This window comes from Erythrobacter mangrovi, assembly GCF_013260645.1.
Taxonomy (GTDB): domain Bacteria; phylum Pseudomonadota; class Alphaproteobacteria; order Sphingomonadales; family Sphingomonadaceae; genus Qipengyuania; species Qipengyuania mangrovi.
Map to the genome: position 1 here is coordinate 520,709 of NZ_CP053921.1, position 26,048 is coordinate 546,756.

Here is a 26,048-nt window from a genome sequence, read left to right on the forward strand (position 1 = left end):
CATACCCCATGCCATCGCAGCGGTGTGACCACTTCTCAAGCCGCTATTTCCGCCCGCTCGCTCACCCTCACACTCGGGACGGCAGAGGCCCCGGTCGAAATCCTGCGCGGGATCGACCTCGACATTGCCCGCGGCGAGACCGTGGCACTGCTCGGTCCTTCCGGCTCGGGCAAAAGCTCGCTGATGGCGGTACTCTCCGGACTGGAGCGCGCCAGCGGGGGCACCTTACAGGTTGCCGGGCAGGACTTTGCCGCGATGGGTGAGGATGCGCTGGCCCACGCCCGCCGCGGCCGCATCGGCATCGTGCTGCAGGCCTTTCACCTGCTGCCGACCATGACCGCGCTCGAAAACGTTGCGACCCCGATGGAGCTGGCGGGCGAACCCGACGCACAGGCCCGCGCCCGTGCCGAGCTGGAGGCCGTCGGCCTCGGCCATCGGCTTGACCATTACCCGCAGCAACTTTCGGGCGGCGAGCAGCAGCGCGTCGCCATTGCCCGCGCCATCGCCCCACGCCCCGACCTGATTTTTGCCGACGAGCCGACCGGCAACCTCGATGCCGCAACCGGGCACGAGATCGTCGAACTGCTATTCGCCCGCCGCGCCGAAACGGGCGCTACCTTGCTGGTCATTACCCACGATCCCGAACTGGCAGAGCATTGCGAGCGCATCCTGACGCTTGGCGATGGCCGCATCGCGAGCGATCGTCGCGGATGAGCAGCACCGCGATGAGCTGGTCGACCGCCTGGCGGATCGCCCGCCGCGACCTCAACGCGCGGTTCCGCGGATTGCGCCTGCTATTGGTGTGCCTGTTCCTCGGCACCGGAGCCCTGGCAGCCATCGGGTCGCTCACCGCAGCGATCGAGCGCGAACTAGAGGCCAACGGGCGCCAGTTCCTTGGCGGTGACCTGCAGGTCGAGCTGTGGCAACGCTCCCTCAACGAGGAAGAACGCGCAGCACTTGCCGAATATGGCGATGTCTCCGCGGGAACGCGGATGCAGGCGATGGCGCGCTTCGCCGACCAGGCAGCCCCCATAGAGCTGAAAGCCGTCGACGAAAGCTACCCTCTCTTTGGCACTTTGACGCTCGAGGACGGGCGGACTGTCGGCCCTCCCGATGGGAACGAAGCCTGGCTTTCTCAGGGCGCGGCGGACCGCCTTGGTGTGAAGTTGGGCGACACAATCCTGATCGGGACGGCACAACTGCAGGTTGGCGGCTTCATCGCCGATGAACCCGACCGGCTTGGAGAAGGCTTCCAGCTCGGTCCCACCATCATTGTTTCGGAGGATTTGCCGCAGCGTGCCGGGCTGATCGCACCAGGGTCCATGTACCAGTCGAAAACCCGCGTGAAATTCAGTGGCAACCGCGATCCCGAAGCGGTGCAGGACTCCCTGAAAGCCCGTTTCCCGGATGCAGGGTTCGACATTGACACTGCCGACCGTGCTGCGCCCGGGACCGACCGCTTCGTCGATCGAATGGGCGAATTCCTGACGCTCGTGGGCCTTGCAGCGCTGGTGATCGCCGGGATCGGGATCGGCGGCGGGGTCACCTCATACCTCGATGCCCGGAGGCAGGGAATCGCGACTCTCAAGATACTTGGCGCCACGAGCGGCGATATCGCCCGCATCTACGCCTTGCAGATCGTGGCGGCCGCGCTGGTCGGAAGCCTTGCGGGCATAGCCGCGGGCATCGCCATCGTTCCCCTGTTGGCGCAGGCGCTCGATGGCTTGCTGCCAGTATCGGCGGGCTTCGTGGTCGATCCACCCGCTCTCCTGCTTGCCCTCGCCTATGGCTTGCTGGTGGCGCTGGTCTTCGCCGCCCCGCCATTGCTGCGGGCACGCAATTTCCCGGCCATGGCTCTGATGCGCGCGCGTGTCACACCGCTCGCCCGCGACCGAGCTGAGCTATTGGTCGTCGGAAGCGGACTGGCGGCGATCGTCGCGCTGTCGCTTCTCACCGCCGACCAACCGATGCTTTCGGGCGGATTCCTCTTGGGCGCGGCGGTACTGCTCGGTTTCCTCGCCCTGCTGGGCTTTGCCATCCGCAAACTGGCTGCCGTGCTCCCACGCCCCCGCAGCCCCATCGCGCGAAATGCGCTCGCGAACCTGCATCGCCCCGGAAGCTCGACAGGTGCGCTGGTGACGGCGCTCGGCTTCGGTCTCTCTGCCTTTGTCCTGCTGGCAGCTGTCCAGTCCGCGATTGACGGCAATATCGCCAAGCGCGTGCCCGAACGGGCGCCCGATTATTTCGTGCTCGATATCCCGCGCGAACGCGTGACCGAGTTCGAAACGCTGGTGCAACAGGCCGACCCCAAGGCGAACTGGCGCACCGTTCCGGCCCTGCGCGGGTCGGTGCTCGCATTCGGTCCAGAAGGCTCGATGACGCGCACCGCAGACCTTGCGGAGATCCCCGACGGTGCCTGGGCGCTGCGTGGCGAGCGCGGCCTGACCTATGCTGACGATGTCCCGCAGGGGAATACGATCACAAAGGGCAAGTGGTGGGGGCCATTCTACAGCGGCGAACCGCAAGTCTCGATCGACGAGGACTTCGCCAATGCAGCGGGTCTGGAAATCGGCGACATGCTCACCTTTGGCATCCTCGGCGTAGAGAAACAGGCACGCATCACCAGCTTCCGCCGGATCGACTGGGAGAGCATGGGCTTCAACTACGTCTTCGTACTCAATTCCAACGCGCTGCAGGACGTGCCGCACAATCTCGCGGCGACAATCGAGCTGCCTGCGGGCACGCCAACCGGCCCACTGTTGCAGGCACTGGTCAGGGCCTTTCCATCGGCTTCTGTGATCGAGGTTGGCGGAGTGCTAAGCCAGGCTCGCACGATCCTCGAGCAAGTTGGGCTGGCCACCCTCGCGGCTGCAAGTGTGGCGGTACTGGCCGGGCTCGCAGTGCTGCTCGGCGCCATTGCTGCCGCCCGCGCCGCGAGGACCTACGACACCGTCGTCCTGCGCGTACTCGGCGCGGATCGCCGACAAATCCTCGTCATGCAATTGATCGAATATGCGATCCTTGCTGGCGCGCTTGCCCTTGTGGCGCTTGCCGTTGGCAGCTTTGCCGGTTGGTTGGTCGTCACGCAGCTGTTCGAATTCGACTGGCTGCCCGACTGGAGTCAGATCCTTGCGGTGCTGGGGCTGGGCCTGGGTGTGGTGCTCGCGTTCGCGCTTGGCGCTTCGCTGCCGCTCCTGAGGGCTAAGCCCGCGCAGGCCTTGCGGGCGCTTTAGGGTCCAGGATCGAGCGAGTAGCGCAAGCGCGGCAACATCCGGCCCGCAATCGATCCCGAAGGCACCTCGCCGGCATCGAAACAGCCCATCCGATGATAGAATGGCCGTGCGCCGGGATCCGCTTCGATGATCAGGCTGGCAGCCCCCAGTAGCCGCGCCTGGTCAACGGCCCATGTGAACAGCAATCGTCCGAGTCCGCGCCCCATGGCAGCCGGCTCGACAAACAGCTTCTCAAGGTAGCATCCCGCCCGCTCGCAAGACAGCTGGACCACCCCCAGAATGGCATCACCGTCGACCGCAATTGCCACAGGGTCAGTTGCCAGGTCTCGCGGGACAAGAGACAGCTCCTCGCGGCAGAGGTCCATGAAGGCGTCGTCATAGCCCCAGAATGCCTTGGACCTCAGGATCAGTGCATTGATCCGTCCAAGTTCCAGTTCAAGGGGTAGCCGCAAGTCCATTTCCGCACCTTGGCTCTGCCGAGGGAAGGACTGCAAGGCTGGCAAAAGAAAAGGGGGCCCGAAAGCCCCCTTCCCGTTTTCATATTGGATCGTCTGACGATCAGAACTTGAAGCGGACGAGGCCGCCCCAGGTGCGCGGCGCGCTGGGGTAACCCGAAACCGTACCCGACTGGGCAACACCATCGAACACCGTCTGGATGTATTCGTCATCCAGCAGGTTGCGGGCGTAGAGGCCCAGTTCGATGCCGCTGTCGAGCGCCAGGGTCATCGATGCGTTGACCAGGTTCACCTCGCGCTTGAAGACACGCGTGTTACCCAGCGAAGCATTGAAGGTCGGCAGCCCGTTGTTCACATCGGTATTGCTCTCGTGGCTGAAGTCCACGCGAGTGATGAGGCGGTTGCCGCTGGCACCGAATTCGTGGGTGTAGGTCGCCGAAGTCGCAATATTGTACTCCGGAATACCGCCCGGCCGCTCGCCCGACAGGTCGCCCACCGGGCTATCGGTGAAGCTGTTGTACTTCGGATCGAGGTAGGTCAGCGCGAAGGTGAAGACCAAGCCATCGACCGGCCGGATGCGGGTGTCGAGTTCGAAGCCCTTCACCGACTGTTCGCCAGCATTGTTGAGCTGGAAGCCGGTCCCGGTGAACAGGAACGACTGGAAGCCCTTCAGGGTCTGGTCGAACAGCGCGAGGTTGACGTTCAGGCCGTCCCACTCACCCTTGAAACCGATTTCCCAAACCTCGGCATCTTCCGGACCAGCGAAGCGCGAACCCGTGTTGAGGTTGGGAACCGCGATCCCGCCATCGAGCACCGGCGAAGACGGTGCAAGGAAGGTCGAGCGGACCGGCCCCGGCCTGTAATCGCCAAAGGTCGGACGGCTGTCGCGCGAAAGGTTGATCGAGCTCGCCTTGAAGCCGGTAGCGTAGCTGACATAGCCGTTGATGCTGTCGCTGAACTGGTAGGCTGCCCGCAGCGTATAGCTGAGGTCATTATCCCGGGTCCTGCCGTCTTCAACCGCATTGGGAATGCTGAGGAACGGCGGCTGGAACTGGAACGGCGTCAGACCCAGAAGCGGGTTGCACGTCCCTTGTGCAGAAGTGGGCGTGCAAGCGGTCGTGGCAAGCGCCTGCAGCACGTTGCGGTTGGCTTCAGGCAAGGCCAGGAACGCTGCGCGGCTGGTCACCGCACCGCCGGTCGCACCGGTTATGAACGCATCGACGAGGTTGATGTTCGCGAGCTCATCAAAGGCTACGCCGGTGAGGGCGAAGTCCTTCTTGTCGTGGGTGTAGTTGAAACCACCCGTCAGGACGAGGCCATCGATCGGTTCGAAATCGACCGTGCCGAAGACCGACCACGAGGTGTTGTCCAGCGAGTAGTCTTCGGTGGTCAGCAGCCCCGGCGAGAAGATGCTGCCCTGCTGCAGGCCAAGCGCCGCTTCCACGCCATTGAAGACCTGCGGATTGCCGGCGAGCAGCGAGAAGAACGCACGGCCATCGGCACCCGTCGTCAGACTGCTGTCCTGCTTGACCTTCTCATCGAAGAAGAAACCGCCCAGCAGGAAGTTCAACGGCCCGTCGAAATCCGAGCTCAGGCGAAGTTCCTGGGTGAAGGTCTCGACCTTCTGGTCGCGAATCTCGTTCACGATATCGGCGCTGGTGAAATCGACGTCCTGATCGACGTAGTTCTTCAGTTCGCGATAGGCAGTGATCGAGGTCAGCGAGAGGGCGCCGAACTCGAGATCGGCCTGGAGCGAGCCGCCGTAGTTTTCGACCTTATTGACCGGAACCTTGTTCAGATAGCTTTCGTAGCTGAAGAAGTCGGTGCTGAGCTGGCCGCCCACACCAACGACCGCAAGCGCGGTCGGGCCAGCAACCAGCGTGCTGACGACGCAGCAGCTCTCATCGATCTTCGAATAGTCGCCGATGGCGCGGATGCGAAGCGTGTCGGTCGGTTCGAACAGCAGCTGGCCGCGAGCGGTCCAGCGGTCACGATCGTTGATGTCTTCGTCCAGGTTGACGATCGTGCCGTAGCCGTCGCGCTTGTTGTAGCTGCCGTCGACCGAGAAGGCCAGCGAGTCGGTGATCGGGCCGGTAATGTCGCCCTTGATCTGGACGTTGTTGTAATTGCCGTAGCTGGCCTCGATCGAGCCGCCGAACTGGAACTGCGGCGCGCGGGTGATGACCGAGATCACACCGGCCGAAGCATTCTTGCCGAACAGGGTCGATTGCGGGCCGTTGAGCACTTCGATGCGCTGGACATTGGCGAGGTCGTTGAGCGACGAGGCCGAGCGCGAACGGAAGACGCCATCGATGAACACGCCGACCGAGGGTTCGATGCCGAAGTTATTGTCACCGTTGCCGAAGCCGCGGATGATGAAGGTCGACGACGACGAGTTCTGCAGCTGGCTGACACGCAGCGACGGTGCGACCGTCTGCAGGTCGAGCACATCGCGAATCTGTGCCTGCTCGAGGGTTTCCCCGGTGGTGACCGAGACCGAGATCGGCGTTTCCTGAAGCGTCTGTTCGCGCTTGGTTGCCGTAACGATGATTACGTTGCTGACTTCGACGTCTTCATCCTGATCTTCGAGGTCGGCGTCCTGGGCAAAGGCAGCGGTCGGAATAGCCAGCGCTGCGACGCCGGCAAGCATAGCGGTACGAACGGTCGCAGCGCGCCCGAAACTGGTGGATTTCATGAAGGGTCCTCTTCTCACAAGACGTGTTCTGTTCTGCCGCGCAGTCGAGTGAAACACGCAAGCGCGCGGCAAATATGCGGGCCCGCCCGCCCTCTCAAGGACTTAGCCGACAAGCTACCAAGCTCGTTCGACGAGTGTGCCTTTGGCGTTACACCGCAATTGCTTGCCGCAATGCAGCATATCGGCTAGGGGCGCGCCCAAAGCGCGGCGCCCGACTTGCGGCTGCCGCTACGGCATCCTTTACGAAAGCACATTTCCATGTCCCGCGACCTGCGTAACGTGGCGATCATCGCCCACGTCGACCACGGCAAGACCACTCTCGTCGATCAACTTTTTCGTCAGTCGGGCACGTTCCGCGAAAACCAGCGCGTGGAAGAACGCGCGATGGATTCGAACGACCTAGAAAAGGAACGCGGGATCACGATTCTCGCCAAGTGCACCAGCGTCGAATGGAACGGCACGCGCATCAATATCGTCGATACGCCCGGCCACGCCGACTTCGGCGCCGAGGTCGAGCGCATCCTCAGCATGGTCGATGGGGTTATCCTGCTGGTCGACAGCGCCGAAGGGCCGATGCCGCAGACCAAGTTCGTCACTGGCAAGGCACTCGCCCTTGGCCTCCGCCCGATCGTGGTAGTCAACAAGATCGACCGCTCGGACGCGCGCCCGCAGGAAGTGCTTGACGAATGCTTCGACCTGTTCGCCTCACTCGACGCCAATGACGAGCAGCTCGACTTCCCCTCGCTCTGGGCGTCGGGTCGTGACGGCTACGCCAGCGACGACGAGACCGCGCGCAGTGGCGACCTCAACCCGCTGTTCCAGCTGATCGTTGACCACGTCCCCGCACCCGGCCTCGACCCCAACGGACCCTTCAGCTTCCTTGCGACGCTGCTCGACCGCGACAATTTCATGGGCCGCGTGCTGACCGGCCGCGTCCAGTCGGGCACGGTCAACATCAACGACCCCATTCGTGCGCTCGATGCCGATGGCAAGGTGATCGAAGTGGGCCGCGCAACCAAGCTGCTGAGCTTTGACGGGCTTGAACGCGTTCCCGTGGAAAGTGCCGAAGCAGGCGACATCATCGCCATCGCCGGCCTCGAAAAAGCAACCGTGGCTAACACCATCGCCGATCCGGCGGTGACCGAACCAATCCAGGCACAGCCGATCGATCCGCCGACTCTGGCGATGCGATTTGCCGTCAACGACAGCCCGCTCGCCGGACGCGAGGGCAGCAAAGTCACCAGCCGCATGATCCGCGATCGCCTGTTCCGTGAGGCGGAAACCAACGTGGCGATCCGTATCACCGAAAGCGCCGACAAGGACAGCTTCGAAGTTGCCGGCCGCGGCGAACTCCAGCTCGGCGTGCTGATCGAAACCATGCGGCGCGAAGGCTTCGAACTCGGCATCAGCCGCCCGCGCGTGCTGTTCCGCGAAGAGAACGGCCAGCGCATGGAACCGTTCGAGACCGTCGTCATCGACGTCGATGACGAACATTCGGGCACGGTCGTCGAGAAAATGCAGCGCCGCAAGGCCGAGCTGACCGAGATGCGCCCATCGGGCCAGGGCAAGACGCGCATTACCTTCTCTGCCCCCAGCCGTGGCCTGATCGGTTACCACGGCGAATTCCTCTCCGACACGCGCGGCACTGGCATCATGAATCGCCTGTTCGAGAAGTATGGCCCACACAAGGGCCCAATCGAGGGGCGCCAAAACGGCGTGCTGATCTCGATGGTTCCGGGCGAGGCCGTCCCCTACGCGCTCAACGCGCTCGAAGAACGCGGCATCCTGTTCATCAGCGGCGGTGCGAAGATCTATGAAGGCATGATCATCGGCGAGAACGCCAAGCCCGACGATCTCGAAGTCAACCCGATGAAATCGAAACAGCTGACGAACTTCCGTTCGACCGGCAAGGACGATGCCATCCGCCTGACCCCGCCCAAGGTTATGACACTTGAGCAGGCCATCGCCTACATCGACGACGACGAGATGGTCGAAGTCACCCCGCAGAGCATCCGCTTGCGCAAGGCGATCCTCGATCCGCATGAACGCAAGCGCGCCAAGCGCAAGGGCGACTGAGCGACGCGAAACCCGGCTTGGCGGGCCGGGTCAGGTCCGCCATAGCCATGCCATGAGCAAGCTGCGCTGGTACTGGAACCGGGTGAAAGCCTACATCGGCAGGCCGCGCCTGGTGGTGCAGGACCGCCCGGTCGTACTGGCCGACCACCCGCGCTGCGAGCACCCGCTGTTCGTTATCGGACCGCACCGGTCGGGCACTTCGCTGCTGCGCAGGATGCTCAACTCGCATCCGGACATCTCCTGTCCGCCCGAGAGCTTCTTCATCGCCGACTACGCTAGGATGGCACAGGACGACGAAGTGCTCGCGGGCTATCTCGGTTTGGGGTTTGACGCCGAACAGGCCCGTGCCGACCTCGAGCGCAAGGCGTCGGAACTGCACGAAGCCCTGCGGATTGCCCGCGGCAAGAGGCTGTGGGCCGACAAGACCCCGCAGTATGTGTTCCATCTCGATGCCATCGACCACCTGTTCGCGCGGCGTAACCGCTACCTGATGATCCGCCGCCATCCGTGGGATTCGGCCTTCTCGATCGCGGCCCGGGGCTGGCGCTTCAATGACACGCCCGACCTGCTCGACGCGGCGCTGGTCCATGTCAGGAACTCGCTCGACGCCATGGCCGCGTTCGAGGCCGCGCACCCCGATCGCTGCGCCTCTGTGGAATATGGCGCGCTTTGCACCGATCCCGAGGCCGAGCTCGCCCCCGCTCTCACTGCGCTGGGGCTCGAGTGGCATCCCGACATGCTCGAATTCGGGCGAAAGAAGCACAATTTCGGGCTCGAGGATCCGGTACTCAGGGGGCAGAAGGAAATCGTCCCGTCGCTTGGCGCCTGGCGCAGCTGGAGCGGGGCGGTGCAGCAACGCGCGCGCCAACTGCTCGACCCTGCCGATTTCGGTTATCCGGTCGAAACCCCCGAAAAGGGCCAACGAGAGAAGCTCAGGCTGTGAGCCGCGCCCGCGTTGCCACCGCAGCCGGCGAGCGATAGGTTCGAAGCATGGTCTCACCCCTTCCCCCGGTTTACGAAACCAATCGGCTGGTGCCTCAGCGCGGCTTTGCTGATCTCGTCGTGGGCGAGCGCTTCCCGTTGCCCTCGCGCACGCTGGGTGATGCTAACTTCGCCGCCTTCCAGGCGGTCAGCCTCGACAACCATCCGATCCACTACGATGCTGAATACTGCCGCGCGCTAGGCCACCCCGGACCACTGGCGCACGGGTTGCAGGTGTTATGTTTCACTGCGGCCGGAGCAGGAACCTTTCCACATGCCGTCGGCGAAAGCCTAGTCGGCATGATCGAAGTTCGAGCACGGATCCTTAAGAGTGCCTATCCCGGCGACACCCTCTATCCCTGCCTTGAGATATCCGAACTCAAGCCCCAGCGCACTACAGGCGTGGTGACGATGCGCGCCACAGTCGACAACCAACGCGGCGAGCGCGTGCTCGACGGTGAGCACGTCTACCTACTCAAGCTCTAGCCTCGCGCGACACAGCCGCTGCCCTAGCCAGCGTGGTGTCGCCCTGTTAGCTGTGGCGCCATGCAGACAGGTATTCTGATTTCCCTCGCACTTTACTTCATCCTCATGCTCGCCATCGGCGCCTATGCCTGGAGCAAATCAACCAACAGTTCCGAAGGCTATCTTCTCGCGGGACGCAATCTGCCTCCAGCGGTAGCCGCACTTTCAGCAGGGGCCAGCGACATGAGCGGCTGGTTGCTGCTCGGTCTGCCCGGAGCCCTCTATGTCAGTGGCTTGGTCGAGGCATGGATCGGCATCGGCCTGTTCTGCGGTGCGCTGATCAACTGGATCATCGTCGCCCCACGCCTGCGCAAGCAGACCGAGGAACTCGGCAATGCGCTGACTATCCCTGAATTCCTCGCCAACCGTTTCCCTGACAAGGCGGTCGCGCTGCGTATCGTCTCGGCGCTGATCGTGGTGCTTTTCTTCTCGGTCTATACCGCCTCGGGCCTTGTCGCGGGCGGCAAGCTGTTTGAGACCAGCTTCGCCGGGGCGCTACCCAATATCGGGATGAGCGACTACATGCTCGGCATCTGGATCACCGCCCTGGTGGTGTTGGCCTATACCATGGTCGGTGGATTCCTGGCGGTCAGCCTGACCGATTTCGTGCAGGGACTGATCATGGTCACCGCTCTGGTGGTCATGCCCCTGGTCGTGATGTTCGGTCCCGGTGGCAGCGCCGGCGGATCGCTGGCGGAGGTACCGGTGCCGGGCTTCCTCAGCCTGACGCAAGGCCTCACAGTATTAGGCTTCATCAGCGCGGTCACTTGGGGACTCGGCTATTTCGGACAACCGCATATCATCGTGCGTTTCATGGCCGTGCGATCGATCAAGGAAGTGGCCACTGCGCGCAATATCGGCATGGCATGGATGGGCGTGGCGTTAGTCGGGGCGCTCGGCATCGGCCTCGCCGGCCGCGCCTATGTCGAACGCAACGGATTGGTCGTGGACGACCCGGAGACGATCTTCATCGTGCTTGCCAACCTGCTGTTCCACCCGCTGGTCACCGGCTTCCTGCTCGCCGCATTGCTGGCAGCAGTCATGTCGACGATCAGTTCGCAGCTGCTGGTTGCCTCGTCTTCATTGACCGAGGATTTTTACAAGCTGTTCCTGCGCAAGCAGGCAGGGGAGCGTGAGAGCGTCAACGTTGGGCGGCTCTGCGTCGCGCTGGTGGCGTTGGTCGCGATTGCAATCGCGAGCGATCCGGACAGTGAGGTTCTGGCGCTGGTTTCGAACGCTTGGGCGGGCTTTGGCGCCGCGTTCGGGCCGCTGATCCTGCTGTCGCTGACATGGGATCGAATGACCGGTGCTGGCGCCGTTGCTGGGCTGGTGACCGGCGCGACGGTCGCGGCCGGCTGGATTGCGCTTGGTTGGAATGCCGCCCTTCCCGGATTCAGCGGAGGGCTCTACGAGATCGTCCCCGGCTTCATCGCAGCGTGGCTTGCTATCGTCCTGGTCAGCAAGGCCACCGCACAGGAGAACGCTCTACAAGGGAGCTGAGGCATGGCCAAGATTACCGGATTGGGTGGTGTGTTCTACGTCGTGAAGGATCCCGCGGCGACGCGCGCCTGGTATCGCGACGTGCTGGGCCTTGACGGGGAATACGGACCGCAGATGAACTGGTCGGAAGAAACCGGCGACAGGCCCTATTCGCTGATCAGCCATTTCGCCGACGATGCGTATATCAAGCCAGGGCACGGCGAATTCATGATCAACCTGCGGGTGGACGATCTCGACTCCTTCCTGACCCAGCTCGCAGCCAAGGGCGTCGAGGTGCTCGACAGCACCGATGAAGGCTACGGCAAGTTTGCCTGGCTGCTCGATCCGGACGGCGTAAAGATCGAACTGTGGCAACAGGTCGCAGCGCCCGAATAGAGTCAGCGCGTTAGTCAAAAATTAACCATACTTGGACATGTTCCAAGCATGCGACCGCATCCTGCCCTGATCCTTCCTCTCCTCCTGTCGGTGGCGGGATGCGGCGCTGTACCGGAGAGCCGTGAGTCACACCGGGTCAATCGCGAAGCGGGGGTCCCGATGGTCGCGCAAATGCAGCCCGAAGCGCAGCAATGCCACGCGCAGCTCGGCAAGACCGGCTCGAGCTTTGCGCCCCTGCCCGACAAGTTCTACGGCGCGGGTTGTTCGGCACTCAATGCGGTCAAGCTTGATCGCATCGGCGGTGACCGGGGCGAATTCGCGATTACCAACCTTGGCCCCCTGGCCTGCCCGGCAGCCAATACGCTGGCCAGCTGGGCGCGCTTCGGCGTGGACCGTGCCGCACGCCAGATCATGGGCAGCCCGCTTTCCCGGATCGAGACCATGGGCAGCTATTCCTGCCGCAATGTTGCCGGAACCGCCCGTCTCTCGGCGCATGCGCGGGCCGAAGCGATCGACATCGCTGCCTTCGTGCTGGAAGACGGGCGAAGGATATCGGTACTCGATGGCTGGAATGCTTCGCCAAAGGAGCGTGAGTTTCTGCGGACGGTCCATGAAAGCGCCTGCAAGCGCTTCGGCACGGTGCTCGGCCCCGATTACAACTCGGCGCACCGCAATCATTTGCATCTGGAGTTCGGCGGCAATTCCTACTGCCGCTGAGTTGATTGGCAGCTCCGCCTAGTTGGGCCTTCAGCCGGCCAGCGCCCGGAGGCGGTCGGCAAGGTGGGCACCTTTCTTGGACCGGGCGGTGCCACCGGTAGTCGGTGCCAGCCCTCGACGGCGAGCTTCCGACCGGAACTGAGCAGAGCCCAAGTGGCGCGCGACCGATCCGACCGATCGGCAGCGCCAGTCCGCATAGGCGTCGGCTTCCGTCGCTATGCGTTGAATCGTGGCCGCTAGACGCTCTTCGTTCAGCGGCAGCCGCAAGTAGTCAAGCGCTCCGGCCTTTATCGCCTGCGCCACGCAGGCTGGTCGCGGTTCGAACGATGTGCCTACCACCGGCAACCATATCCCTTCGACAGCCAGCACCCTAAGGACTTGCGTCACACCGCCAGCTTCGTGATCGTCGAACGCAAGGATAACGCCGCTATCAGGAGCACGTACGACCAGTTCGGCCGTATCGGCATAGATCTCGCAATCGAAGCCCAGCCGGAAGCACAGGTGGACCTGATCCGCCCGGGCGTGGATTGAACCACCAACGATGTGGAGGGTCCGTGCCTGTTCCATGTGCAGGAACTTGCCGCAATTCCGCGCGGTTCGAAATTCGTGGCAATACGTATAGCCAGGTAAACTTCCTGGCGTGGCCAAATGGCCGATCGCGCAGCCCTAGCCCCGGCTTCGGGGCGGCCCGAGCACCCTATCCTTCCTCACGGTTGAAGCTGTAGTTGGGCAAGGAATGGAACGCGTTCTTCAGCGCATCGCCCCAGTTGGAGGAGATTGCCTGGAAATAGGGATCGTCGGCCATCACGCGATGCTGGTGTGTGGGAGCGAAGCTATCGCGTTCGATGACCTGCAGGTCGAGTGGGAGGCCGACCGAGAGGTTCGCCTTGAGCGTCGAATCGAAGCTGACCATGAGCAGCTTCACACCATCTTCCAGCGTCATCGACCGGTCATAGCCGCGCAGTATGATCGGGCGCCCGTACTTGGTCTCACCGATCTGGAAGAACGGGGTATCCTGGCTCGCTTCGATGAAGTTCCCTTCGGGATAGACCATGAACAGTCGCGGCTCCATTCCCGCAATCTGCCCGGCAACGATCATGGATGCGGTGAAGCGCCCCTGCCCCCGTTCGCCGTGGGCACCCTGGCTCTCGGTAATCGTCGAACGCAGCAACCGGCCAACTTCGGTCGCCACCTGGAACATGGTGGGACTTTCCAGCAGCACGTTGAAGCGCTCGTCCGGCTCCTTGGTTCGCTCTTCAAGTTGGCTGATCACGGCCTGCGTCGACGCGAGGTTCCCTGCCGCCAGCAAGGTAATGATGCGCTCGCCCGGCACAGACCAGGTGAACATCTTGCGGAAGGTGGAGATATTGTCGACGCCTGAATTGGTGCGCGTGTCGCTCATCAACACGAGCCCTTGGTCGAGCATCATCCCCACGCAATAGGTCATCGATTCGTATCCCCGGCAGCTATTGCTGCTGCCCTTGCTTCTGTTCGACCGCCACGTCCACCTCGAGCACGGTGGAAGCCGTACCGAAGCTGATCCCGGTCACCGGCGCCGCATCGCGATAATCGCGACCAGTGGCGACCCGGACATAGCGCGCATCCGGGCTTATCCCATTCGACACGTCGAAACCAACCCAGCCGAGCCCTTCGACAAAGGCCTCCGTCCAGGCGTGGCCGGCGTCCTGCTGCACCCGATCGTTCATCATCAGGTAGCCGCTGACATAGCGTGAAGGGATCCCCAGCGAACGGGCGATACCGATGAAGATATGCGCATGATCCTGGCACACGCCGCCGCCAAGCGCGAAGGCCTCTTCACCGGTGGTTCGGGCATGGGTCGAACCGGTCTGGTACGCGACCTGTTCGAGGATCGCGCCGGACAGGCGATGAAGCAGCTCAATCCGGTCACCGCCGGCATCACCTATTTCTCGCGCCAGTCGGCGCATCGCCGCCCCGGGGCGCGTCAATCGGGTCTGGCCGCAAAAACTCCACAAGGGCAGGTGCCCGGCATGACGCCCGATAACGCCGGCGTGATCATGCGTATCGACGGTCCCGTGGCACGCCACCGTCACCTCCTGTGCACCCTTTTCGACCGAAACCAGTGTCACGGTGTTGTGGTTCTGGTCTTCGTAAGTCAGCTCCGGGTGGGCATTCTCATATTCCATGTGCCACTCGACGATTTCCTGACCCTGCGTTTCCTTGGGCGTCAACCGCAGCCGCTGCAGCGCATGCACGACCGGGGCATCGAAACGGTAGCGGGTGGTATGGCGGATCGCGAGGCGCATCAGGCAAGGAACCGGAAATCACGCGCAATCGCATCGGCGATGGCGGCATTGCAGGACATGAACTCGATCAGGAACTCGTGCAGGCCTTGGTCGAATATCTCGTCGATCCCCAGGCTCGACAGACGCGTGTCGGCATCGCGCATCAGCGCGTGGCAGTCCCCCTCTTGGCCATGCAGCCGGGCCAAGGCCGCCAGATTTTCGCGCAGCGCCGCATGGCAAAATGCGAGGCTGCGCGGGAAACGATCGTCGAGGATCAGGAATTCGCAAATCCCGCGCGCATCGATCTGCCCGGCATTGAGCCAGCGAAAGGCGCGGTCGCCTGAAACCGAACGCAGGACCTGGTCCCATTGCCCGGTGTCGAGGCTCGACCCGACGTAGGACAGCGAGGGCAACAGCAGGTAGTATTTGACGTCGAGAATGCGCGCCACGCTATCCGCCCGCTCGATAAAGGTGCCGGCGCGTGCAAAGTGATAGCCTTCCTCGCGCAGCATCGACCCCGCCATGGCACCATGCGCCAGCGTCCCTGCCCGGCGCACCGTCGCCACCGTCTCAAGCACCCGGTTCTCGCCCACCGGGCGGGCAAGCTGGTCCTTCATGAGCAGCCAGCTTTCGTTGATCGCCTCCCACAATTCGGTGGTGATGGCATTGCGCACGAGGCGAGCGTTGTGGCGGACCTGGCCGAACATCGCGAGCACCGACTTGGGATTGTCCCGGTCGCGCAGGATATAGTTCCAGGCCTGCATGCCGGTGTAGGTACCGTTCTTCGCTTCATATCCAGCGCGCTGGCCAGTGGTGGCGAGAACCGATCGCCATTCCTCCTCGGCTGTCGCGATGTCGCGAGTGAGCGCCATGCGCAGGCCCGCATCAAGCAGGCGCGCGGTATTCTCCGCCCGCTCAAGATAGCGGAACATCCAGAACAAGCCATTGGCGGTGCGGCCTAGCATGTGCGCATCCCCACCATCAGTCCTTCAGCACCCAGGTATCCTTGGTGCCGCCTCCCTGCGAGGAATTGACCACCAGCGATCCCGGCTTGAGCGCGACACGCGTCAGCCCACCCGGGGTGATGTCAATGCGATCCGGCGAAACCAGCACGAAGGGTCGCAGGTCGACGTGGCGCGGGGCGAGCCCCTGCCGCGTGAATATGGGGCAGGTTGACAGCGCCAGGGTCGGTTGGGCGATATAGTTTTCCGGCCGCGCGATGATCTTCTTGCGAAATTCCTCGATCGTCTTCTTCGACGAGGTCGGCCCGATCAGCATTCCGTACCCGCCCGAACCGTGGACTTCCTTGACCACCAGCTCCGCAAGATTGTCGAGCACGTATTTGCAGGACTCCTCCTCCGCGCAGCGATGGGTTTCGACGTTGGGAAGGAGCGGTTTCTCGCCGGTGTAGAATTCGACGATCTCGGGCATGAACGAATAAATCGCCTTGTCGTCCGCCACGCCGGTACCGGGGGCGTTGGCGATGGTAATCTTGCCCGCGCGATAGACGTCCATGATACCCGGGACACCCAGCACGCTATCTTCGTTGAAGGTCATCGGATCGAGGTAGTCGTCATCGACCCTGCGATAGATAACGTCGACCGGCTGGTAGCCCGAGGTGGTCCGCATGGCCACGCGACCGTCGACCACGCGCAGGTCGGTCCCCTCAACCAGTTCGGCGCCCATCTGGTCGGCAAGGAAGGCATGCTCGAAATAGGCCGAATTGTAGATGCCCGGGGTCAGCACAGCGACGACCGGCTTGCCGTCGCTGCAGGACGGCGCGCAGGCGGCCAGGCTCTTGGCGAGCCGGCGCGGGTAGTCGGAGACGCTTTCGATCCCCATCCGCATGAACAGCTCTGGGAACATTGCCATCATGGTTTCGCGGTTCTCGAGCATGTAGCTCACGCCGGACGGGGTGCGGGCATTGTCTTCCAGCACGAAGAACTCGTCCGGCCCGGTTCGCACCAGGTCGATACCGACGATATGCGTATAGACCCCGCCTGGCGGCCGGAAGCCGACCATATTGGGCAGCCAGGCAGCGTTGTCGCGGAACAGCCGTTCCGGAATCCGGCCGGCACGGATGATCTCCTGGCGATGGTAAAGGTCATGCATGAAGGCGTTGAGCGCGCGCACGCGTTGCTCGATCCCCCGGGTCAGGCGGCGCCATTCATTCGCGGTGATGACCCGCGGAACCATGTCGAAAGGGATCAGCCGTTCTTCAGCCTCGTCCTGGCCATAAACGTTGAAGGTGATCCCGGTCTTGCGGAAGTTTGTCTCTGCTTCGGCATGCTTGCGCTTCAGCAGGCTTGTCTTCTGTTCATGGAACCAGCGGCAGTAATCTGAGTAGGCTTCGCGAACGCTTCCGTCGGCGTTGTGCATCTCGTCAAAATATCTGCCGTTGCCGGTCATTGTCCTCCTGGAGCCAGGTGCAGGTGCAGCAGTGATTCCGCACCTGCACACAGGACCACATGGAGTTAGGTGCGGTCAAGCTCCGTGAGTACGGCGGCGACCGCCCGATGGGTCAGCACCATGCCCATGTGCGAGCAGCGCACGGCGATCGCACGGTCTCGTTCGCCCGGCTTGCCGCAGGCCGAACGTGGATGGACCACTCCGTCACGCGGGCTCCAGAGCGCCACGGTTTCGACCGGCGGCTTTTCGGCGATGACCGTTTCGATCTCGGGTTCATCGACCCGATGACCGGCTATGGCCTGATAGGCGCGCCAGCCATTGTTGGCTCGCGGCGATCCAGAAAAGGGCGAACCCAGCGTAATCACCTTGGCGACCTTGTCCGGATGCGCCTTGGCCAATTCGCGCGCGATGACCCCGCCAAGGCTCCAGCCGACCAGCACGATCGGTTTACCCTCACGCTCGAACAGCGCGACCAGCCGTCGTTCGACTTGAGCCAGGCGATCGGCGGTGGCGCCCAGGTTTATGCCCAAACCCCACCGCTTGGTCCGGTGTCCTGCGCGCTCGAGCTGCCGCGCCATCCAGCGCATGCGAACGGCGCTGGAGCCAAAGCCGGGCAACAGCATGACCGTTTGCGGATCGCGCGCCGGGGCAAAAGCGGGCGCGCGCCTGAACTGTCGTGCAAGGATCTCAAAGGGCCAGAGGAACTCCCGCAGCAACAGCGGCAGGCGCGGTCCTCGCGCATCTTGAGGGTGCGGTTCGGCCGCGAGAGCCCAGCGCCGGGCGAGCTCCTCGCGGTCGATAATCGCCGTGTCTTTGAACGGTAACGTTGCCATCAAGGCGTAATAATGCGCGAAACCCGCAAATGGGTCCCGAAAAACCACCCGGTCACGGACTGGTCGCAGATGCTCGCCGCTCGTAGGTAGGCAATCAGCTGTCACACTCGCCGATGCGTTCCTGGTTCGACTTCATGGTCATCATCATCGCGTTGCCGTCAGGGCCTTTGGCATCGACTGTCATGGTCATTTGCGACGAGGTTCGGGTACCAGTTCCCTGCAAGGTCATCCGCGCCATACCCTTGCCATCGGCCTTGCAGTTCATGATTGCATCGATCTTGCCGCCCGCCGCATCGAACTTCTCGAAGCTGCAGTCTTCATCGTCCTGCGCCTGCTTGGCCATTTCCTCGAAGCCCCTCTCCGCTTCTTCCTTGGTCAAGCAATATTCGGTCGTGCGCGGTTCACTACCCATCATCTGCTTCATCATATCCTGCACGTCCTTGGGCGCGCCGGGCAGTTCCAGATTCACGAGTTGGACGGTGTTGCGGTACTTGCCCGGCTGGGGCTTCACGATCTCCTTGGACTTGTCGACCGCCTCCGACATCGTGATTTCCCCATCGCCGTCGGCATCCGCGCTTGGGCTGCCGCAGCCGACCAGGGCAAGCGTGGAGACGGCGGCAAGAATGAAACGGCGCATTGTGGGACTCCTCTTGGATCGAAAGGCGCGAGGCTAGCAGCGCGGAGGTGAACCGCAAGGCGACAAAAGAGGGCTCTTCGTGGAAGTCGCTTGACCTCAACCGCACTTGAGATTGCACAACGCGTCGAAAACCGCGCGATTCGGACCCATGACCTCGCGCTGGATGGAGAATAGAATGGACCGTCTTGCCCGTTTCGGCGCTGTCGCCGCGCTAATTGCCGGCGTCTTGGAAGTCGTCGCCCAGTTCATCACCCATGTTCCCGACAACGCCAGGCTCGAGGGGCTTTATGCGACGATCGACATTGCTTTCCTGATCGCCCTTGTGGCGTTGGTTGGACTGGCTGCAGGTCAGCTAGGCTGGACGGGCCTGGGGCTGCTGCTGCTCGCAATCGTCGGCGTGGCGAGTATCGTCGGACCGGACAAGACTGCCTTCGGCATAGATTTCTATCGCGTCGGCTCTGCGGTGTTCGTCCTGGCACTTGGCGCAGCCGCCCTGTCGCTGCAGCGAGTTGCCGAATACCGGCGCCCTGCGATTGCCTGGATTGGCGCGGCCTTGCTGGCGCTCGGAGCGGGCGCAAGCGGCGAACCGTTGGTCTTCCGCGCGACCAGCATGGTGCTGGCACTGGGGTTCATCCTGCTGGCACCGGCCCTGTGGCGCGGACCTAAAGCAGAATAGAGCCGCGAGCCCCATCCACCATTGCGGAACAAAACAAAAACTCCCATAAACCTGCGCATGGCCGAACTCGTTATCCGTCGCGGACTGGAGGAACCCGATACCTCCGGCGCCTTTGTCCCGCACAAGCCCGCGCGCCCCGACAAATCGATGGGTGGGCGGCCGTTCAAACTGGTCAGCGAGTATACGCCCTCGGGCGACCAGCCGACTGCCATCACCGAACTCGTCGCGGCTGCAAGGGAAGGCGAACAGACGCAGGTGCTGCTGGGCGTCACCGGTTCGGGCAAGACCTTCACCATGGCCAAGGTGATTGAAGAGATGCAGCGGCCGGCGCTGATTCTCGCACCCAACAAGATCCTCGCCGCGCAGCTCTATGGCGAGTTCAAGAGCTTCTTCCCGGAGAACGCGGTCGAATACTTCGTCAGCTATTACGACTACTACCAGCCGGAAGCCTATGTGCCCCGGTCGGATACCTATATCGAGAAAGAAAGCTCGGTGAACGAAGCAATCGACCGGATGCGCCATTCGGCCACCCGCGCGCTGCTCGAACGCGACGACGTCATCATCGTCGCTTCGGTCTCCTGCCTCTACGGTATCGGCTCGGTCGAAACCTATTCGGCGATGATCTTCGACCTGAAACAGGGCGACACGGTCGACCAGCGCGAGATCATCCGCAAGCTCGTCGCCTTGCAGTACAAGCGCAATGACGCAGCCTTTGCGCGCGGCAACTTCCGAGTGCGCGGCGACAGTCTCGAGATTTTCCCGTCGCACTACGAGGACATGGCCTGGCGGGTGTCATTCTTCGGCGACGAGATCGAGGAAATCAGCGAGTTCGATCCGCTCACCGGCAAGAAGGGGACGAGCCTCGAAAAGGTACGAGTTTACGCGAATTCGCACTACGTCACGCCGGGCCCGACGATGAAACAGGCGATGGAGGCGATCAAACTCGAGCTGCAGGAGCGGCTCAAGGAACTGCACGCGGAAGGCCGCCTGCTCGAAGCGCAGCGGCTCGAACAGCGCACCAATTTCGACCTAGAGATGATTGCCGCCACCGGCTCCTGCGCAGGGATCGAGAACTATAGTCGCTTCCTGACCGGTCGCCTGCCCGGCGAACCGCCGCCAACACTGTTCGAATACCTGCCAGACAATGCGCTGCTATTCGTCGATGAAAGCCACCAGACCGTGCCGCAGGTCGGCGGAATGGCGCGCGGTGACCATCGTCGCAAGCTGACGCTGGCCGAGTATGGCTTCCGCCTGCCCAGTTGCATCGACAACCGCCCGCTGCGCTTCAACGAGTGGGATGCGATGCGCCCGCAGACCATCGCGGTTTCGGCTACGCCCGGCCCGTGGGAGATGGAGCAAACCGGCGGCGTCTTCGCCGAACAGGTCATCCGCCCCACCGGCCTGATCGATCCGCCGGTCGAGATCAAGCCGGTCGAGGACCAGGTCCAGGATTGCATCGAGGAATGCAAGAAGACCGCCGCCAAGGGCTATCGCACGCTGGTCACCACGCTGACCAAGCGCATGGCGGAGGACCTCACCGAATTCATGCACGAAGCGGGCGTTCGGGTGCGCTACATGCATTCCGACGTCGAGACGCTCGAACGCATCGAACTGATCCGCGACCTCCGTCTTGGCGTCTATGACGTGCTGGTCGGCATCAACCTGTTGCGCGAGGGCCTCGACATCCCCGAATGCGGGCTGGTCTGCATCCTCGACGCCGACAAGGAAGGTTTCCTCCGTTCGGAGACCTCGTTGATCCAGACCATCGGCCGCGCGGCGCGCAATGTCGACGGGCGCGTGATCCTCTACGCCGACCGGATCACGGGCAGCATGGAACGCGCCATGGCGGAAACCGATCGTCGCCGCGAAAAGCAGCGCGAATTCAACGAGGCGCACGGCATCACGCCGCAGACGATCAAGCGCCAGATCGCGGATATCGTGGCCCACACCGCGTCGAAGGACAGCGTGACCATCGACACCGGTGACGAAGAGCGCAACAACCTCGTCGGCCACAATCTGCGCGCCTATATCGAGGATCTTGAAAAGCGCATGCGTGCCGCCGCCGCCGATCTCGAGTTCGAGGAAGCCGGACGGTTGCGCGACGAGATCCGCCGTCTGGAGAACGACGAGCTCGGCCTCGGCGAAGCCGAGAAGACCGCCCCTCGCGTTGGCCGCTCGAACGAAGGCAAGCCGGGGACCCGCAAGTTGCGTTATGGCAAAGTGCAGCGGAAGTTCGGCCGATAAGATTCATGCAACGGCGAAAAGGTTACAAAAAAAACCTTTTTTTTATAAAGGATTACATGCGCCCATTTACGCTCTGTTAATCTCCATTTCACTAGAGGGCGGACAGTAACGACAGAGCAGGCAGCTGACGATCGTCATGAAGAAATTCGCAGTCGTCTTGCAAGCTGCAGTCATAATAATCGCACTAACCGGGATGGTGTTCTCACCGCCCGAACGCGGGCCAATGCTGCTGGTTTCTCTCCAGCCGCTCTCTCAAACCGACTTCATCAATCGAGCGCGCACAGCCGGGGCACTGACGTCCGGCCAGCCATACGGTTCGCAGACACTGCTGGTTGTAGCCAACCGGGCATCTGTCCTGATGCCGCTGCTGAATCAGGGCATCCTTGTCCTGCGTGCGCCTGTCGGTTGCGGGGAAGACGCGGAACCGCGCTGATCCACAAAGGGACGCATATGAAGCTGAGCCATGACTTTCACGCAGAAGACATCGATATCAATGGAGAGATAACGGATGGCGACGGTCTCGAAGCCATTCGCCGCAATGGATCGCGCCTGATCACCCGCATCTTCTGGGTCAACATCCTGGTCGTGGCACTTGCCGGCTGGGCAATGTCCTCTCCAAACCTGACAACCGCCATTGTACTTTCGGTAATCGTCGCCGCGATGCCAACGCTGCTGGTCTTCGGGATGAAGAGCTACGATTCCTCCACCCGGCTCGTCATTGGATTGAGCGCGGTCGCCTATCCGGCGATCTTCATTTTCCTGTTGCAGGGCCACGTCTGGCAGATGGACCTGCACATGTACTTCTTCCCTGCGCTCGCCGCGCTGGTGCTACTGTGCGACTCCCGCTCGATCATCGGTGCCTCACTTTTGATCACGGTTCACCATACGATCTTCACCTACATCGCACCGGCATGGGTCTTCTCCGGGAACGGCGATCTGCCGCGCGTTGCCCTGCACGTCGGCCTCATCCTTCTCCAAAGCGGCGTACTGATGTGGATCGTTAGCCAATTGACCGGGGTAATCCTGACCAAGGCGCGCGAAGTGGAGATTTCCGAGAATTTGCGCGCCAGCGAGGCCCTGCGGATGGAAGAGCAGCGGGCCCTCAACGAGGAACGGGAGCGGCATGCCAGCGACAGCGAGAGACGCCAGCAGCTTGCCGCGAGCCTGGACCAGCGGGTCGGCGCGATCGTCACCGATCTGGGTGCCATGACAAGTCAATTGGAAAGCAGCCGCGACATGCTTGCCTCCGCTTTCGAAGAGGCTGTCAGCAAGTCGGGTCGACTGGCCGAGCATCACAAATATGTGCAGCACGACATGCGCGGCCTGGCCCAGGACGTACAGGCGCTGGCAGAAAGCATCGGGCGGGTGGGCACCGAGGTTCGCGACGCGCGCGAGACAGCGCAACAGAGCGCCGACACCTCGGCACAACTCGTACCCAAGGTCGAAGAACTTGCATCGACGATGGATTCGGCGAGTCGGATCATCGGACTGATTGCCGACATCTCGGCACAGAGCCGCATGCTGGCACTCAATGCCACGATCGAAGCAAGCCACGAAGGCAGCAAGGGCTTTGGCGTCGTTGCCATCGAAATGAAGTCACTTGCCGACCAGACATCCAAGGCCGCTTCCGAGATCTCCGATATGCTCGAACTGGTCCGCGGCGCGTCCCAGACAATCGCTTCGGGGATCCGCGACGCAACCAGTGCTTCGCTTGCCACGAGCCGTTCCGCCGATTCCATCGATGCGGTGATCGACCACCAGATCGCCGAAACCGATGGCATGGTTCGCGCAACCAGCAAGGTCGACACGACAGTTCGCGACGCGGCTGATGAAGTGGTGGCGCTGGACAGCGCAATCGCGCAAGTTCGCGATGTGATCGAACAGACCAACATCGTGTCTGCCAGCGTTGGCAAGCGGGCGCAGGAGCTGCGTGAAGCCATGGAGCAGGTTCTCACCGAATTGCGCGCTGCCTAGGTTCAGCGCAGATGGAGTCTCGCCGTTGGTCGAACGCCCAAGCCGTTCGTCCAACGGCGATTGCACCAGCCTCGCAGGACGCCAGTCTCCGCGCCGACAGGGGAGACTCACCATGCGCAACGCCTACCTGACACTGACCGCCACCATCGCGATCGCCGCGATGGTGTCAGTTTCGGCCCATGCCACCGAGCCGGCCGCCAACGAGGCAACGATCACGGCAATCGCCAATTCAGTTGCCACGTCCGACCGGCCCGAGGAAGCTCGCAAGCTCGACGAAGGGCGCAAGCCGGCGGAGGTCCTGGCCTTTCTTGGACTTGAGCAAGGCATGGCCGCCGCCGACCTCATCCCGGGCGAAGGCTATTGGACCGAGATCATGGCCCATGCCGTCGCGCCCGGAGGTTCGGTTACCGCGCTCCAGCCCGAACAGTTCTACAATAGCGAGAAGGACGGCGAGGCTTGGAGCGCCATGGCGCAGCGGGCACCGGGGATCGCCCTGGAGCGCTATCCGTTCGAAGCCTTCGCTTACGCGGCCGATAGCTTCGACTTCGCGATCATGAACCTCAACTACCATGATCTCTATTGGGAATCGGAGCGCTACAAGATCCCCTTGACCGACCCCGACGCCTATGTGCGGGCGCTCTATGTCGCCATGAAGCCGGGCGGAATTGTCGGCGTGATCGACCACGTCGGCGAAGGCAACGACACCCGTGCGCTGGTCGACAAGCTGCACCGCATTGATCCCGCCGTCGTGCGAGCCGACTTCGAGCGTGCAGGCTTCGTGCTCGAGGCCGAAAGCGACCTGCTGGCCAATCCGGACGACGACCACACCAAGGGCGTGTTCGACGCATCGATCCGCGGCAAGACCGACCGCTTCCTGATGAAGTTCCGCAAGCCGCGCTGAGCGCGGCATTGCCTCCCTTGCAGTCCTTGCCATAGGAGAGCGCATGAACGCTCGTATCCTCGCCACGCTCGTCGCCGGAGCGGCGCTTCTCGCCGTTCCCGCCCATGCCGAAGAGAAGACCACGGGTGACAAACCCGCAGCCGCTGCGGACTACCAGCCCAACAGCGCCACGAAGCGATTCACCGGCACCTTTGGCGGGCGCACAGTGAACTATACCGCGACGGTCGCGGAGCAGGTCCTCAAGGACGACAAGGGCACCCCCAAGGCGGCAATCGTGACGACTGCCTATGTCGCGGAACCGCGCGATCCCAGCCGGCCGGTCACGTTCCTGTTCAACGGTGGCCCCGGATCAGCCTCTGTCTGGTTGCAGATGGGTGCCTTCGGACCCAAGCGGGTCGCGATACCATCTGATGCACGCGATGATGGCGCCCCGCCCTATCCGATCCTCGACAACCCGGATTCGCTACTCGACGTCACCGACCTCGTATTCATCGATCCGGTCGGGACCGGTTGGAGCCATGTGATCGGCGATACCGACCCCAAGGACTACTGGGGCGTCTCACAGGATGCCAAATCGGTCGCGCAGGTGATCCGCCAGTGGCTCAATGAGAACGGTCGCTGGAACAGCCCCAAGTTTCTCGGCGGCGAGAGCTATGGCACTACACGCAGCGCAGCAGTCGTGAACGAGTTCGAAGGCGGCTACAACGATGTCTCGCTCAATGGCGTCATCCTCATCTCGACGGTGCTCGACTTCGCCGCCGGGGCGGAAACCGAAGGGGCGGAGCTGGGCTATATCACCACGCTACCGTCGTTCGCTGCGACCGCGCTGTACCACGGCAAGGCCCAGGCACATTCGGTCGAACAGTTCGTCGAGGAAGCCCGCCAATTCGCGATCGGTCCCTATGCCGCCTTTCTCCTCAAGGGCCAGAAAGCGAGCGCGGAGGAGCGCCTGGCGGTGCGGCATGAGCTGGCCCGTTTCACCGGACTCTCGGAAGTCTTCCTGGAGAATGCCGACCTGCGCGTAACGTCTGGTCGATTCTACAAAGAACTGCTGCGAGATCGTGGTTTGACCGTCGGGCGGCTCGACAGCCGCTATATGGGCAAGGACTACGACAATGCCGGTGAACATCCCGACAATGACCCGAGCTTCTACGGCATCGATGGCGGCTATACCGCGGCGGTCAACGCCTTCATGCGCGACACGGTCGGCTACAAGACCGATCGGCAGTATATTACCATCGGCGGGGTCAATGACTGGGACTGGCGCCTCAAGGGCGGACGCGACACCAATGCCTACCTCAATGTCGCGCCTTACCTTGGCCGCGCGCTACGAGAGAATTCGGGTTTGCGCATCTATGTCGGGCAGGGCTGGTACGATTTCGCAACGCCCTTCTTTGCCGCGGAATATGCGCTCAGCCGGACGGGCATCCCGCAAGACCGCATCCAGTTCCACTATTACGACGCAGGACACATGATGTATGTTCGCGACGAGGACCGGACCAAGCTTTCACGCGATATCCGGGACTTCATCCGCAACCGTTGAGGACATTTTC

Annotated in this window: 23 protein-coding genes; 14 read left to right on the plus strand and 9 right to left on the minus strand. The window is 62.7% G+C overall.

Annotated elements, in window-relative coordinates:
* Positions 1–24: 24 nt before the first annotated feature.
* The gene (locus tag HQR01_RS02645; protein WP_173212312.1) at positions 25–714 is read left to right on the plus strand and encodes an ABC transporter ATP-binding protein; all 690 of its coding nucleotides are present in this window, start codon (positions 25–27) and stop codon (positions 712–714) included.
* On the plus strand, positions 711–3,233 hold the full coding sequence (locus HQR01_RS02650; RefSeq protein ID WP_173212314.1) for an ABC transporter permease: 2,523 nt from the start codon (positions 711–713) through the stop codon (positions 3,231–3,233). The genes HQR01_RS02645 and HQR01_RS02650 overlap by 4 nt, the downstream gene beginning before the upstream one ends.
* Here the strand turns inward: HQR01_RS02650 and HQR01_RS02655 are convergent.
* Positions 3,230–3,691 carry a GNAT family N-acetyltransferase gene (locus HQR01_RS02655; RefSeq protein ID WP_173212315.1) on the minus strand — a complete coding sequence of 154 codons (462 nt, stop codon included), beginning with the start codon at positions 3,689–3,691 and terminating at the stop codon, positions 3,230–3,232. The two genes, HQR01_RS02650 and HQR01_RS02655, sit on opposite strands and share 4 nt — an antisense overlap.
* A gap of 100 nt (positions 3,692–3,791) precedes the next feature.
* On the minus strand, positions 3,792–6,383 hold the full coding sequence (locus HQR01_RS02660) for a TonB-dependent receptor (protein ID WP_173212317.1): 2,592 nt from the start codon (positions 6,381–6,383) through the stop codon (positions 3,792–3,794).
* Between the two features lie 258 nt (positions 6,384–6,641).
* On the opposite strand from HQR01_RS02660, the gene typA reads away from it, so the two are divergent.
* From typA to HQR01_RS02690, 6 genes are read left to right on the plus strand one after another with little or no spacing between them, the layout of a single operon-like run.
* Positions 6,642–8,459, plus strand: coding sequence for a translational GTPase TypA (gene typA, locus HQR01_RS02665; protein ID WP_173212319.1), 1,818 nt, complete (start codon positions 6,642–6,644; stop codon positions 8,457–8,459).
* Positions 8,460–8,511: 52 nt separating this feature from the next.
* Positions 8,512–9,402 carry a sulfotransferase family protein gene (locus tag HQR01_RS02670; protein ID WP_173212321.1) on the plus strand — a complete coding sequence of 297 codons (891 nt, stop codon included), beginning with the start codon at positions 8,512–8,514 and terminating at the stop codon, positions 9,400–9,402.
* A 47-nt stretch (positions 9,403–9,449) separates the two neighbouring features.
* Positions 9,450–9,926 (plus strand): MaoC family dehydratase, encoded by a 477-nt coding sequence (locus tag HQR01_RS02675; protein WP_173212323.1) that lies wholly within the window; start codon positions 9,450–9,452, stop codon positions 9,924–9,926.
* A gap of 60 nt (positions 9,927–9,986) precedes the next feature.
* Positions 9,987–11,465 (plus strand): sodium/proline symporter PutP, encoded by a 1,479-nt coding sequence (gene putP, locus HQR01_RS02680; protein ID WP_173212325.1) that lies wholly within the window; start codon positions 9,987–9,989, stop codon positions 11,463–11,465.
* A gap of 3 nt (positions 11,466–11,468) precedes the next feature.
* The gene (locus HQR01_RS02685; protein ID WP_173212327.1) at positions 11,469–11,840 is read left to right on the plus strand and encodes a VOC family protein; all 372 of its coding nucleotides are present in this window, start codon (positions 11,469–11,471) and stop codon (positions 11,838–11,840) included.
* Between the two features lie 48 nt (positions 11,841–11,888).
* Positions 11,889–12,557, plus strand: coding sequence for an extensin-like domain-containing protein (locus tag HQR01_RS02690; RefSeq protein WP_173212328.1), 669 nt, complete (start codon positions 11,889–11,891; stop codon positions 12,555–12,557).
* Between the two features lie 30 nt (positions 12,558–12,587).
* Here the strand turns inward: HQR01_RS02690 and HQR01_RS02695 are convergent, their stop codons facing one another.
* From HQR01_RS02695 to HQR01_RS02725, 7 genes are all read right to left on the minus strand, one after another.
* Positions 12,588–13,124 carry a response regulator transcription factor gene (locus tag HQR01_RS02695; protein WP_173212331.1) on the minus strand — a complete coding sequence of 179 codons (537 nt, stop codon included), beginning with the start codon at positions 13,122–13,124 and terminating at the stop codon, positions 12,588–12,590.
* A gap of 130 nt (positions 13,125–13,254) precedes the next feature.
* The gene (locus HQR01_RS02700) at positions 13,255–14,004 is read right to left on the minus strand and encodes a proteasome-type protease (RefSeq protein WP_173212333.1); all 750 of its coding nucleotides are present in this window, start codon (positions 14,002–14,004) and stop codon (positions 13,255–13,257) included.
* 19 nt (positions 14,005–14,023) lie between these two features.
* Positions 14,024–14,842, minus strand: a complete 819-nt coding sequence (locus HQR01_RS02705) for a transglutaminase family protein (RefSeq protein WP_173212334.1) — start codon at positions 14,840–14,842, stop codon at positions 14,024–14,026.
* Positions 14,842–15,786 carry an alpha-E domain-containing protein gene (locus HQR01_RS02710; RefSeq protein ID WP_173212336.1) on the minus strand — a complete coding sequence of 315 codons (945 nt, stop codon included), beginning with the start codon at positions 15,784–15,786 and terminating at the stop codon, positions 14,842–14,844. The genes HQR01_RS02705 and HQR01_RS02710 overlap by 1 nt, the downstream gene beginning before the upstream one ends.
* Positions 15,787–15,802: 16 nt before the next feature.
* On the minus strand, positions 15,803–17,230 hold the full coding sequence (locus tag HQR01_RS02715; protein WP_173212338.1) for a circularly permuted type 2 ATP-grasp protein: 1,428 nt from the start codon (positions 17,228–17,230) through the stop codon (positions 15,803–15,805).
* Positions 17,231–17,295: 65 nt separating this feature from the next.
* On the minus strand, positions 17,296–18,063 hold the full coding sequence (locus HQR01_RS02720; protein ID WP_173212340.1) for an esterase/lipase family protein: 768 nt from the start codon (positions 18,061–18,063) through the stop codon (positions 17,296–17,298).
* A gap of 94 nt (positions 18,064–18,157) precedes the next feature.
* The gene (locus HQR01_RS02725; RefSeq protein ID WP_173212342.1) at positions 18,158–18,700 is read right to left on the minus strand and encodes a DUF3617 domain-containing protein; all 543 of its coding nucleotides are present in this window, start codon (positions 18,698–18,700) and stop codon (positions 18,158–18,160) included.
* Between the two features lie 175 nt (positions 18,701–18,875).
* On the opposite strand from HQR01_RS02725, the gene HQR01_RS02730 reads away from it, so the two are divergent.
* The 6 genes from HQR01_RS02730 to HQR01_RS02755 all read left to right on the plus strand — a co-directional run bounded on the left by HQR01_RS02730 (position 18,876) and on the right by HQR01_RS02755 (position 26,038).
* Positions 18,876–19,376, plus strand: a complete 501-nt coding sequence (locus tag HQR01_RS02730) for a hypothetical protein (RefSeq protein ID WP_173212344.1) — start codon at positions 18,876–18,878, stop codon at positions 19,374–19,376.
* 57 nt (positions 19,377–19,433) lie between these two features.
* Positions 19,434–21,620, plus strand: coding sequence for an excinuclease ABC subunit UvrB (gene uvrB, locus HQR01_RS02735; RefSeq protein ID WP_173212346.1), 2,187 nt, complete (start codon positions 19,434–19,436; stop codon positions 21,618–21,620).
* Between the two features lie 193 nt (positions 21,621–21,813).
* Entirely contained in the window at positions 21,814–22,053 is a 240-nt protein-coding gene (locus HQR01_RS02740; protein WP_173212348.1) for a hypothetical protein, read from the plus strand.
* 17 nt (positions 22,054–22,070) lie between these two features.
* Positions 22,071–23,594 carry a methyl-accepting chemotaxis protein gene (locus tag HQR01_RS02745; RefSeq protein ID WP_173212350.1) on the plus strand — a complete coding sequence of 508 codons (1,524 nt, stop codon included), beginning with the start codon at positions 22,071–22,073 and terminating at the stop codon, positions 23,592–23,594.
* Between the two features lie 112 nt (positions 23,595–23,706).
* Positions 23,707–24,495, plus strand: coding sequence for a class I SAM-dependent methyltransferase (locus HQR01_RS02750; RefSeq protein ID WP_173212352.1), 789 nt, complete (start codon positions 23,707–23,709; stop codon positions 24,493–24,495).
* A gap of 43 nt (positions 24,496–24,538) precedes the next feature.
* Positions 24,539–26,038 carry a S10 family peptidase gene (locus tag HQR01_RS02755; RefSeq protein ID WP_173212354.1) on the plus strand — a complete coding sequence of 500 codons (1,500 nt, stop codon included), beginning with the start codon at positions 24,539–24,541 and terminating at the stop codon, positions 26,036–26,038.
* Positions 26,039–26,048 lie beyond the last annotated feature (10 nt).

What these genes read in the sequence shown, in the direction of transcription:
- HQR01_RS02695 (WP_173212331.1), bottom strand. Translation starts at nt 13,124, where the DNA reads ATGGAACAGGCACGGACCCTCCACATCGTTGGTGGTTCAATCCACGCC.
- HQR01_RS02715 (WP_173212338.1), bottom strand. Translation starts at nt 17,230, where the DNA reads ATGACCGGCAACGGCAGATATTTTGACGAGATGCACAACGCCGACGGA.
- HQR01_RS02700 (WP_173212333.1), bottom strand. Translation starts at nt 14,004, where the DNA reads ATGACCTATTGCGTGGGGATGATGCTCGACCAAGGGCTCGTGTTGATG.
- HQR01_RS02675 (WP_173212323.1), top strand. Translation starts at nt 9,450, where the DNA reads ATGGTCTCACCCCTTCCCCCGGTTTACGAAACCAATCGGCTGGTGCCT.
- HQR01_RS02745 (WP_173212350.1), top strand. Translation starts at nt 22,071, where the DNA reads ATGAAGCTGAGCCATGACTTTCACGCAGAAGACATCGATATCAATGGA.
- HQR01_RS02730 (WP_173212344.1), top strand. Translation starts at nt 18,876, where the DNA reads ATGGACCGTCTTGCCCGTTTCGGCGCTGTCGCCGCGCTAATTGCCGGC.
- HQR01_RS02650 (WP_173212314.1), top strand. Translation starts at nt 711, where the DNA reads ATGAGCAGCACCGCGATGAGCTGGTCGACCGCCTGGCGGATCGCCCGC.
- HQR01_RS02660 (WP_173212317.1), bottom strand. Translation starts at nt 6,383, where the DNA reads ATGAAATCCACCAGTTTCGGGCGCGCTGCGACCGTTCGTACCGCTATG.
- HQR01_RS02750 (WP_173212352.1), top strand. Translation starts at nt 23,707, where the DNA reads ATGCGCAACGCCTACCTGACACTGACCGCCACCATCGCGATCGCCGCG.
- HQR01_RS02685 (WP_173212327.1), top strand. Translation starts at nt 11,469, where the DNA reads ATGGCCAAGATTACCGGATTGGGTGGTGTGTTCTACGTCGTGAAGGAT.
- putP (WP_173212325.1), top strand. Translation starts at nt 9,987, where the DNA reads ATGCAGACAGGTATTCTGATTTCCCTCGCACTTTACTTCATCCTCATG.
- HQR01_RS02720 (WP_173212340.1), bottom strand. Translation starts at nt 18,063, where the DNA reads ATGGCAACGTTACCGTTCAAAGACACGGCGATTATCGACCGCGAGGAG.
- HQR01_RS02710 (WP_173212336.1), bottom strand. Translation starts at nt 15,786, where the DNA reads ATGCTAGGCCGCACCGCCAATGGCTTGTTCTGGATGTTCCGCTATCTT.
- HQR01_RS02755 (WP_173212354.1), top strand. Translation starts at nt 24,539, where the DNA reads ATGAACGCTCGTATCCTCGCCACGCTCGTCGCCGGAGCGGCGCTTCTC.
- HQR01_RS02670 (WP_173212321.1), top strand. Translation starts at nt 8,512, where the DNA reads ATGAGCAAGCTGCGCTGGTACTGGAACCGGGTGAAAGCCTACATCGGC.
- uvrB (WP_173212346.1), top strand. Translation starts at nt 19,434, where the DNA reads ATGGCCGAACTCGTTATCCGTCGCGGACTGGAGGAACCCGATACCTCC.
- HQR01_RS02655 (WP_173212315.1), bottom strand. Translation starts at nt 3,691, where the DNA reads ATGGACTTGCGGCTACCCCTTGAACTGGAACTTGGACGGATCAATGCA.
- HQR01_RS02725 (WP_173212342.1), bottom strand. Translation starts at nt 18,700, where the DNA reads ATGCGCCGTTTCATTCTTGCCGCCGTCTCCACGCTTGCCCTGGTCGGC.
- HQR01_RS02690 (WP_173212328.1), top strand. Translation starts at nt 11,889, where the DNA reads ATGCGACCGCATCCTGCCCTGATCCTTCCTCTCCTCCTGTCGGTGGCG.
- typA (WP_173212319.1), top strand. Translation starts at nt 6,642, where the DNA reads ATGTCCCGCGACCTGCGTAACGTGGCGATCATCGCCCACGTCGACCAC.
- HQR01_RS02705 (WP_173212334.1), bottom strand. Translation starts at nt 14,842, where the DNA reads ATGCGCCTCGCGATCCGCCATACCACCCGCTACCGTTTCGATGCCCCG.
- HQR01_RS02740 (WP_173212348.1), top strand. Translation starts at nt 21,814, where the DNA reads ATGGTGTTCTCACCGCCCGAACGCGGGCCAATGCTGCTGGTTTCTCTC.